At 56.7% G+C, this 10,109-nt stretch carries 8 protein-coding genes; 4 read left to right on the top strand and 4 right to left on the bottom strand.

What is annotated here, in order from left to right:
• The 3 genes from WBC85_RS04350 to WBC85_RS04340 form a co-directional block, all read right to left on the bottom strand.
• A partial coding sequence (locus tag WBC85_RS04350; protein WP_424433451.1) for a thymidine phosphorylase occupies nt 1–1,126 on the bottom strand: 1,126 nt, incomplete at its 3' end.
• On the bottom strand, nt 1,127–1,519 hold the full coding sequence (locus tag WBC85_RS04345) for a cytidine deaminase (RefSeq protein ID WP_424433450.1): 393 nt from the start codon (nt 1,517–1,519) through the stop codon (nt 1,127–1,129). It lies immediately after the preceding gene.
• Complete coding sequence (locus tag WBC85_RS04340) at nt 1,516–2,607, bottom strand: cupin domain-containing protein (protein WP_424433449.1); 1,092 nt, start codon at nt 2,605–2,607, stop codon at nt 1,516–1,518. Before WBC85_RS04340 ends, WBC85_RS04345 begins: the two co-directional genes overlap by 4 nt.
• Before the next feature lie 169 nt (nt 2,608–2,776).
• Between WBC85_RS04340 and WBC85_RS04335 the strand changes: the two genes are divergently transcribed.
• Nucleotides 2,777–5,068, top strand: a complete 2,292-nt coding sequence (locus WBC85_RS04335; protein ID WP_424433448.1) for an NADP-dependent malic enzyme — start codon at nt 2,777–2,779, stop codon at nt 5,066–5,068.
• Between the two features lie 209 nt (nt 5,069–5,277).
• Nucleotides 5,278–7,164 carry a propionate-CoA ligase PrpE gene (gene prpE, locus WBC85_RS04330; protein ID WP_424433447.1) on the top strand — a complete coding sequence of 629 codons (1,887 nt, stop codon included), beginning with the start codon at nt 5,278–5,280 and terminating at the stop codon, nt 7,162–7,164.
• 120 nt (nt 7,165–7,284) lie between these two features.
• On the opposite strand, the gene WBC85_RS04325 is transcribed toward prpE, so the two are convergent.
• A complete protein-coding gene (locus WBC85_RS04325) occupies nt 7,285–8,046 on the bottom strand; it encodes an NAD kinase (protein ID WP_424433446.1) in 762 nt (253 codons plus the stop codon).
• Nucleotides 8,047–8,214: 168 nt separating this feature from the next.
• On the opposite strand from WBC85_RS04325, the gene glyA reads away from it, so the two are divergent.
• Both glyA and WBC85_RS04315 read left to right on the top strand, forming a co-directional pair.
• Nucleotides 8,215–9,504, top strand: coding sequence for a serine hydroxymethyltransferase (gene glyA / locus WBC85_RS04320; protein WP_424433445.1), 1,290 nt, complete (start codon nt 8,215–8,217; stop codon nt 9,502–9,504).
• Nucleotides 9,505–9,612: 108 nt separating this feature from the next.
• On the top strand, nt 9,613–10,109 hold a 497-nt coding region (locus WBC85_RS04315), incomplete at its 3' end, for a DUF817 family protein (RefSeq protein ID WP_424433444.1).

Raw genomic sequence — 10,109 nt, 5'->3', positions numbered from 1 at the left:
CAGCAGGATCGATCAGATCGCTTTCGACCTGGCGCCCACCGCCCAGCGCGACGACGGCCAAACCCAATGCCTCGCCATCAATTGCGGTGATGATGCCATCCTGCTTTGCTGTGACCTCGCGAATGACCGGTGCTTCAGGCAAATAGCGCTGCGGGTTTTCGACAAAGCCCATCGGGCCGCCCATCGCTGCAATCATTTTCCCGAACCGCACTGCCGCAGCGCCGCTGACGATTGCGTTGCTCAATGCTTCGCGCGCCGCATCTCCGGTTTGCGCTTGGCCCGCGCTGAACAGCAGTTGCGCGCCAAGCGCCAGGGTCAGTTCATAAAGCGGGCCGCGCTGCGTTCCGTTCAACACCTGCATCACTTCGCAGACCTCCAGCGCGTTGCCCAAAGCAGGAGCAAGCGGCGCATTCATGTCCGTAATCAGCGCTGTTGTCGGGCAACCCGCATGGTTCGCGGTTTCCACCAGGGCCGTTGCCAGCGCCCGCGCCTCATCCGCGTTTTTCATGAACGCACCAGAGCCGACCTTGACGTCCAACACCAACCCGTCCAGTCCCGCAGCCAGTTTCTTGGACAGGATTGACGCGGTAATCAGATCAAGACTTTCCACCGTCGCCGTCACGTCGCGGATTGCATAAAGACGTTTGTCAGCGGGTGCGATATCAGCGCTGGCACTGACAATGGCACATCCCGCGTGTTTGACGATGCGGTGAAATCCGCTTTGATCGAGGGTGGTAGACAGACCCGGAATGCTTTCCATTTTATCAAGCGTTCCGCCCGTGTGACCAAGGCCACGCCCTGAAATCATCGGCACATAAGCACCACAAGCGGCCAAAGCAGGTGCGAGAACGAGGCTCACGCAATCGCCGACACCGCCCGTAGAATGCTTGTCGAGAACTGGCCCACCAAGATCCCATTGCAGGGTTTCGCCGCTGTTGCGCATCGCAATCGTAAGCGCTGTGCGCCCGTCGCGTCCCAACCCTTGCAAGCAGACCGCCATGGCAAAGGCCCCTGCCTGCGCGTCGCTCACTGTCTGATCGGCAAGGCCACGCGCGAACCAGTCAAGCGACGCAGCATCCAAGCTTTCACCGCGCCGCAAGGCTGCTATGATCGCGCGCGCATCCACTTATGACCCTTCCATAAAGCTGGCATCAAACGCACCGGGAAGCAGTTCTGCCACCGTCATGCGCAGCTCTGTCCCTTCGGTCGTTGCCAAGGTGACCACCACATCACGCGCGGCAAATTCCGCAATCTTCTGGCGACACCCGCCGCAGGGCGGCACGGGCGCGGGGCTTTGCGCAATCACGTATACTTCTGCGATTTCACGCTCGCCCGCCGCACACATGGCCGCGATAGCGCCCGCTTCTGCGCAGGTGCCCTCGGGGTAGGCGACATTTTCCACATTGCAGCCCTGAAAAACGGAGCCCGAGGCCGTGCGAATGGCCGCGCCAACCTTGAAATTTGAATACGGCGCATGCGCGTTTTCCCGCACTTCTGCGGCGGCGTCGCGTAGGGTCATTCGGGTTCTCCTGTCCAGGTTCTGAATGTGCCGGGCAAAGACACTTCAAGCAGCTCCAGATCATTAGACGCGTTCGAGTAGCGCGTCAGCATCGAGGGCGGCGTCACAAAGGCATCCCCGGCCTCAAGCTGATACGGATCGCGCCCTTCGCCCTCAAGGGTCATGCTGCCCTCCATCACAAAGGTAAAGTGGATATCACTGTCATGCGCCGCCCATTCTGGTGCGCCTTCGCCGGGTTTCACCACATGCACCCCCGCTACGTTTTGTGTATTCTGGGCGATCAAAGTATCGCGGCTGGTAAAACCAGTCAGGCGAAAGGGTTTCCAATTGGCCTCGTCCGCCTTGTGGTGCACAAATTTCTGACCTTGAAACACACGGTTCGGGTTCGCTGGGCCGTTGGGCAATTCCATAGTGTGGTCAATTGTTGTGATATGTTCCGCAGGGACACCGATTTCGATCACTTCGATATTGTCCGATGCGAATAAAACGCGATGTCGGATTTCGGGGGGCTGGATCACGCAGTTCCCTGCATAGAGGCGAAAAGGCTCACCCTGATCTTCATAGACCAGATCGACCCAGCCACGGTAACAAAAGATCAGCTGGAAGCCGACCGTGTGATAATGCACCATATCGGGCACAGGGCCACCGTCGGGAATACGAATATGGCTGGCGATGATCGAGCCGCCCAAACGGTCAGGGATCAAATCGCGGTAATGCATGCCCGCGCGGCCCACGACCCAAGGGGCCTGATCGGCAAGGCGGCGCACGACAAAAGAATGCAGCGTTTGCGGCAGAACCAAAGGCGGGTGCATTTCGGTGACTTGAACAATTGTTCCGCCCGGCGCGATCTGCTCACCGACGCCGCCCATGTCGCCTGGCTCATCACAGCGCAGCCGTAATGTGACGGGCGCGGCCTCGCACGCCTGATCCAAGCGCAAAGATACCCCATTACCGGAAAACACTGCGACCTGCGGATCATCTGCGGGGTAAATCATATCCATCTTGAAGCCGAGCGTTTTGGTGAAAAAAGCGATGTCCGCGCGAATATCGCTGGTCGGTCCATAAATCTCTGCTTTAATCTCTGACATGTCCGCCCCTTGCTCCGCGACTCTGGTGTCGCAATTGAAGCAGAGTGACAACGCAACACGCTATTTGCAAGATATCAAGGAAACTGTATCAAATTGACGACGCGTAGCTTGGCAAAGCGATGCCGCTTATTCATAGATCACGATACGCACGACTTTAGGGGACCTCCGAATGACTGACGATACAGCAGATCAAGCGAAAGAAAACACGCGCAAAGCAGCGTTGGATTACCATGAGTTCCCCAAGCCCGGAAAGCTGGAAATCCGCGCGACCAAACCCCTGGCCAACGGACGGGACCTCGCCCGCGCCTATTCCCCTGGCGTGGCGGAAGCCTGCATCGAAATCAGCAAGACGCCGTCAGATGCTTCGCGCTACACTGCGCGCGGCAATCTGGTTGCGGTCATCACCAATGGCACTGCGGTTCTGGGCCTTGGCAACATCGGTGCGCTGGCCTCCAAACCTGTGATGGAGGGCAAAGCCGTCCTGTTCAAACAATTCGCAGGGATTGACTGTTTTGACATCGAAGTTAACGAAAGCGATCCTGAAAAGCTGGCAGATATTGTCTGCGCGCTAGAGCCGACGTTCGGTGCGATCAACCTTGAAGACATCAAAGCCCCCGATTGCTTTATCGTGGAAAAAATCTGCCGCGAGCGGATGAACATCCCTGTGTTCCATGACGATCAGCACGGCACAGCCATTGTTGTTGGTGCGGCCGCGACAAATGCGCTGCATGTGTCCGGCAAGACGTTTGAAGATATCAAGATCGTTTCTACGGGCGGCGGTGCGGCGGGCATTGCCTGCCTCAACATGCTTCTGAAACTGGGCGTCAAGCGCGAGAATGTCTGGCTGTGTGATATTCACGGCCTCGTTTACGAGGGCCGTACAGAGGACATGAACCCTCAAAAATCCGAGTTCGCCCAGAAAAGCGATCTGCGCACGCTGGACGACGTGATCGACGGCGCGGATATGTTCCTTGGCCTGTCTGGGCCGAACGTACTGAAACCGGAAATGGTTGCCAGAATGACCGATAAGCCGATCATTTTCGCGCTTGCCAACCCGAACCCTGAAATTGATCCAAGCGCCGCACGCGAGGTTGCGCCGAACGCGATCATCGCAACAGGCCGCAGTGATTATCCAAATCAGGTAAACAATGTTTTGTGCTTTCCCTTCATCTTCCGCGGAGCGCTCGATGTTGGGGCAACGGAGATCAACGACGCAATGCAACTGGCTTGCATTGCGGGCATCGCAGAGCTTGCCCGCGCCACAACCAGCGCAGAAGCTGCCGCTGCCTATCAGGGCGAGCAACTGACCTTCGGTGTCGATTACCTGATCCCGAAACCCTTTGATCCGCGCTTGTCCGCTGTTGTTTCCTCTGCTGTTGCAAAGGCCGCAATGGAAACGGGCGTTGCGACCAAACCGCTGGCTGATCTTGATGCCTACCGCGCCAAGCTTAATCAAAGCGTCTTCAAATCCGCCCTGCTTATGCGCCCTGTCTTCGAGGCCGCCGCCACCGCTTCGCGCCGCATTGTTTTTGCAGAGGGCGAAGACGAGCGCGTACTGCGCGCCGCCCAAGCCGTTCTGGAAGAGACCACAGAAACCCCGATCCTGATTGGTCGCCCGGATGTCATCAATGCGCGCTGCGAGCGTGCAGGTCTTACCATTCGCCCTGAGCGTGACTTCAAGATCGTGAACCCCGAAAACGATCCGCGTTACCGCGATTATTGGGAAACCTATCACGCGATCATGGCCCGCCAAGGCGTGACGCCAGACATCGCACGCGCCGTTATGCGCACCAACACCACTGCGATTGCCGCAGTAATGGTGCACCGCGATGAGGCAGACAGCATGATCTGCGGCACGTTTGGCGAATACCGTTGGCATCTGAACTATGTGAACCAGATCTTGGGCAGCAATACCCACAAACCGCATGGCGCGCTGTCGATGATGGTTCTGGAGGATGGTCCCCTATTCGTCGCCGATACCCATGTCTGGACCCAACCAACGCCCGAACAAATCGCGCAAACCGCAATTGGCGCAGCGCGGCACGCGCGCCGCTTTGGCATCGAGCCGCGCGTGGCGTTCTGTTCCCAATCCCAATTTGGAACGCAAGCCGACGGTCCGGGCAAGCGTTTGCGCGCGGCCATAGCCATTTTGGACGCAATGGGCACCGATTTCGCTTATGAGGGTGAAATGAAGGTCGACGCGGCATTGGATCAGGACCTACGCGACAAATTGCTGCCAGGCGGGCGGATCACGGGCCCTGCCAATATCCTGATTTTCGGCAGCGGCGATGCCGCATCCGCAACGCGCAACGTGCTCAAGATGAAGGCTGGCGGCCTTGAAGTTGGACCGTTGCTGATGGGCATGGGCAATCGCGCGCATATTGTAGCGCCAGGTGTGACCGCACGCGGATTACTCAACATGGCGGCCGTAGCTGGCACACCAGTGTCCAACTACGGCTGAGTCGGCCAAGCAGGATTTGCAACTTTGCAAATTCGCCAATTCCGTTACCTGTTTGTGCTAAAGGCAATGGGTTTGCAAAAATCTGCAAGCCCATTTTCGCAAATTCTGCAAATTCCTTGCGGCAATCCGTCCCTTGGACAGAGTTGATGCTTGCCCGATCTGTCCGGCACGGCCTAACACCTTAGTCAACATGAGTTGAGGAGGATCCCATGGCCTATAAAGACATCTATGCAAGTTGGCAGAAAGACCCGGAAGCATTTTGGCTTGATGCTGCCAAGGCGATTGATTGGGATGAAGCGCCAACCAAGGCGCTTACTGACAAGGGCAACGGCCTTTTTGAATGGTTTGCTGATGCCAAGGTGAACACCTGCTATAATGCTGTGGACCGCCACGTTGAAAACGGGCGCGGCGATCAGGTCGCAATCATCCACGATAGCCCGATCACGGGCACGATCCACAAGATCACCTATTCCGAGCTAAAAGACCGCGTTGCGTCGCTTGCGGGTGCTTTGCGCGCTAAAGGCATCGAAAAGGGTGATCGCGTCATCATCTATATGCCGATGGTTCCAGAGGCTTTGGAAGCTATGCTCGCTTGTGCACGCATCGGGGCTATCCACTCGGTTGTGTTTGGCGGATTTGCGGCGAACGAGCTGGCCGTGCGCATCGACGACGCGACACCTAAAGCGATCATCGCTGCATCCTGCGGACTGGAGCCGAACCGCGTGGTTCATTACAAACCACTGGTGGACGGCGCGATTGAACTGGCGGAGCACAAACCCGAATTCTGCGTGATCTTCCAGCGCGAGCAGGAAGTGGCAAAGCTGGGTGAACGCGATGTCGACTGGCACGGTTTCCAAGCGGGCGTCGAGCCTGCGGACTGTTTGCCCGTTGAAGGCAATCACCCTGCCTATATTCTCTACACATCTGGCACAACGGGTGCCCCGAAAGGCGTTGTACGCCACACGGGCGGACACCTTGTTGCGCTGAACTGGACGATGAAGAACATCTACAACGTCGATCCTGGCGATGTTTTCTGGGCGGCCTCGGATGTGGGCTGGGTGGTTGGGCATTCCTACATTTGTTATGCGCCTCTGATCCACGGCAATACGACCATTGTGTTTGAGGGCAAGCCGGTTGGCACACCCGATGCAGGCACGTTCTGGCGCGTGATCTCTGAGCACAACGTGAAAAGCTTCTTCACCGCGCCCACCGCGTTCCGCGCTGTAAAGCGTGAAGACCCCAAGGGAGAGTATGTAAAGAAATACGATCTAAGCTGTCTGAATATCGTTTACCTGGCGGGCGAGCGCGCGGACCCTGACACGATTGAATGGGCGCAAAACCAGTTGAAGGTACCCGTGATTGACCACTGGTGGCAGACTGAAACGGGTTACGCAATCGCAGCCAACCCGATGGGGATCGAGCAGCTGCCGGTCAAACTTGGCAGCCCGTCCATGGCGATGCCCGGGTATGATGTGCAGATCCTTGATGAAGGCGGTCATCCGATGAAAGCGGGCGAGCTGGGCGCGATCGCGGTCAAGCTTCCCTTGCCCCCGGGCACATTTCCGACGCTTTGGAACGCTGAAGAGCGTTTCCGCAAAAGCTATCTTACCCAATTCCCCGGCTTTTACGAAACAGGCGATGCCGGCATGATTGATGAGGATGGCTACCTCTACATTATGGCGCGTACGGATGATGTGATTAACGTCGCAGGGCACCGTTTGTCTACGGGCGGGATGGAAGAAGTTCTTGCCGCACATCCAGACGTTGCCGAATGCGCCGTGATTGGCGTGAGCGATCAGTTGAAAGGGCAAATGCCTGTTGGCTTCCTTTGCCTGAATTCAGGCGCAGGGCGTGTTGAAGCGGAGGTCGTCGCCGAATGCGTGAAACTGGTGCGCGAAAAGATCGGCCCCGTGGCAGCATTCAAACTGGCAGTTGTTGTGGATCGATTACCCAAGACACGTTCGGGCAAGATCCTGCGCGGCACGATGGTAAAGATTGCCGATAGCGAGGACTTCAAAGCGCCAGCGACAATTGATGATCCTGCCATTCTCGATGAAATCAAGATTGCGCTTCAAGGCATCGGTTACGCAAAGTGACTTCGCCTATCGGCGAAGACAGGTTTTGCGAGGGCTGAAGCCCTCGCGCTGCCCTGCGCGTAACCGCGCAGGGTTTTTGAGTTTAAGGGGCAAAATGAAGGGAGCCCGCCTGACTGTCGCTTAGACGAATTGTTCTCGAATAAGGCGCTCTTCGAGGCCATGCCCGGGATCAAACAGAATACGGTGCGCGATGCTTGGCTCGGATTTGATATCGACCTGAACCACATTTTTCACCGAGCGCCCGTCTGCATCTGCCATTACGGGGCGTTTTTCGGGTTCGATCACCTCAAAGCGCACTTCAGCAGATTTGGGCACCAACGCGCCGCGCCAACGACGTGGGCGGAACGCGGCCATAGCGGTAAGAGCAAGCACATCAGCGCCAATCGGCAGGATCGGCCCATGTGCAGAGTAATTATAGGCAGTCGAACCCGCAGGCGTGGCGAGAAGCGCACCATCGCAGACCAATTCCTGCATGCGTAAACGACCGTCGATATAAATGCGTAGTTTGGCCGCCTGCGGTCCGGCCCGCAGCAGTGATACTTCGTTGATTGCCAGTTCGCGGTGGCTTTTGCCGTTGCTATCGACGGCCTTCATGGAAAGCGGGTTGATTACCTCTTCGACCGCTTCGGAAAGGCGTTCTTGCAGATCGGATTCACCATATTCGTTCATCAGAAACCCGATCGTTCCACGGTTCATGCCGTAAACAGGCGCAGGCAGGTCCTGAGTGCTGTGCAGTACCGACAGCATGAACCCGTCGCCGCCAAGTGCAACAATGACATCGGCGATCTCTTTTTCAAAATTACCATAGCGCGTAACCAGGGCGCCGCGCGCGGCTTGCGCAGTGCCAGTATCACTAGCCAAAAATGCGATCTTGAGTGTCATGCGCTGTTTCCTGTCCGAAACCTATGTCCCCGAAACAATCACATGTTTCACCCAACCGCCAGTCTTGGCGCGGCAAATAGGTATTTCGTCGCATATGGCGCTTGAGATTGACCGTGTTTCCTTTAGGAAATGCGGCAACTCATGTCCTAGCTTCGTTGGAGAAACCCTATGACCACCACCAAGAGCGATTTTTTCACGCAATCCCTATCCGAGCGTGATCCTGAAATTTTCGGCTCGATCACGTCGGAGCTTGCTCGCCAGCGCGACGAAATCGAATTGATCGCGTCCGAGAATATTGTGTCCGCGGCAGTGATGGAAGCGCAGGGCTCTGTCATGACCAATAAATACGCCGAGGGCTATCCGGGTCGCCGTTATTATGGCGGTTGCCAGTTTGTCGACGTCGCCGAGAATCTTGCGATCGAGCGCGCCAAAGAGCTATTCGATTGCGGCTTTGCGAATGTGCAGCCGAACTCTGGCAGCCAAGCCAACCAGGGTGTGTTTCAGGCGCTTTTGCAGCCTGGCGACACGATTCTAGGCATGTCTTTGGACGCGGGCGGACACTTGACCCACGGTGCAAAGCCCAACCAGTCCGGCAAGTGGTTCAACGCGATCCAATATGGCGTGCGCAAGCAGGACAATCTGCTGGATTACGATCAGGTTGAAGCGCTCGCGAAAGAGCATCAGCCAAAGATGATTATCGCGGGTGGCTCAGCGATTCCGCGCCAGATTGATTTTGCGCGCATGCGCGAGATTGCTGATATGGTTGGCGCTTACTTGCACGTCGACATGGCGCATTTCGCAGGCCTCGTCGCAGCAGGCGAGCATCCATCGCCCTTCCCGCACGCGCATGTGGCAACGACAACAACGCACAAAACCCTGCGTGGACCACGCGGCGGGATGATCCTGACCAATGACGAAGCTTTGGCGAAGAAGATCAATTCCGCCATTTTCCCAGGTATTCAGGGTGGCCCTTTGATGCATGTGATCGCAGCAAAGGCCGTTGCCTTTGGCGAAGCGCTGCGTCCCGAGTTCAAAGACTACATCAAGCAGGTCATCGTCAACGCACAGGCGCTTAGCGATCAGTTGATCAAAGGCGGCCTTGATACAGTCACGCACGGTACTGACACCCATGTGGTGCTGGTTGATCTTCGCCCCAAAGGCGTGACTGGCAATATCGTCGACAAGGCTTTGGGCCGCGCGCATATCACCTGCAACAAGAACGGCGTTCCGTTCGATCCTGAAAAACCGACAGTAACATCGGGCATTCGCCTTGGCTCCCCTGCGGGCACAACGCGCGGTTTTGGCGAAGCAGAGTTCCGCCAGATCGCGGATTGGATCATCGAGGTTGTTGATGGTCTGGCTGCCAATGGTGAAGACGGAAACGCGGATATCGAAGCCAAAGTGCGCGGCGAAGTCGCCGGCCTTTGCGCGCGCTTCCCGCTTTATCCGAACCTTTAAGTCAGTCACTGGCGCAAGAACTAAACAGTAGGGTGCGTGATTTCACGCACCCTTTTTCGTTGCTCAAAGGCAATTGCAAATACCTACCACGCCATGCAGAAAGGCTGGATGAGTAATAAGCAAACGACCCTTCGCCTTGAACGCCGCCTAGGAGATTGGGTGCGCCGTGCCCTGCCAAGGCCCGTCACAGAACTTGTGATGTTCACTTTCAAACAGGCATGGGCCTGCCTCTTTGGCGCGCTCATGCTTGCAGGCCTCATCATTTCTGATGCGATCTGGCAGGATAGCTGGGCGATTGCGCGTTATGACGCCTTGGTGATTTATGCTATCACGCTACAAGCGCTCTTTCTTATCTTCAAACTTGAAACGCTCGCAGAAGCCCGCGTGATCTTGCTATTCCATCTCACTGGCACTTTGATGGAAATCTTCAAAGTTAACGTGGGGAGTTGGGCCTATCCCGAACCCGGCTTGCTGAAACTTTGGGGCGTGCCATTGTTTTCGGGCTTTATGTACGCCTCCGTCGGTTCTTTCATGGCGCGGGTGATCCGCATTTTCGATATGCGTTTCGCCCCCTATCCGCCGCTTTGGATCAGTTTCGCGCTTGG

This window comes from Planktotalea sp. (assembly GCF_049680325.1).
Taxonomy (GTDB): Bacteria; Pseudomonadota; Alphaproteobacteria; order Rhodobacterales; family Rhodobacteraceae; genus Planktotalea.
Note: the sequence above shows the minus strand (reverse complement) of the source record. Positions and strands in the feature narration are given on the sequence as shown.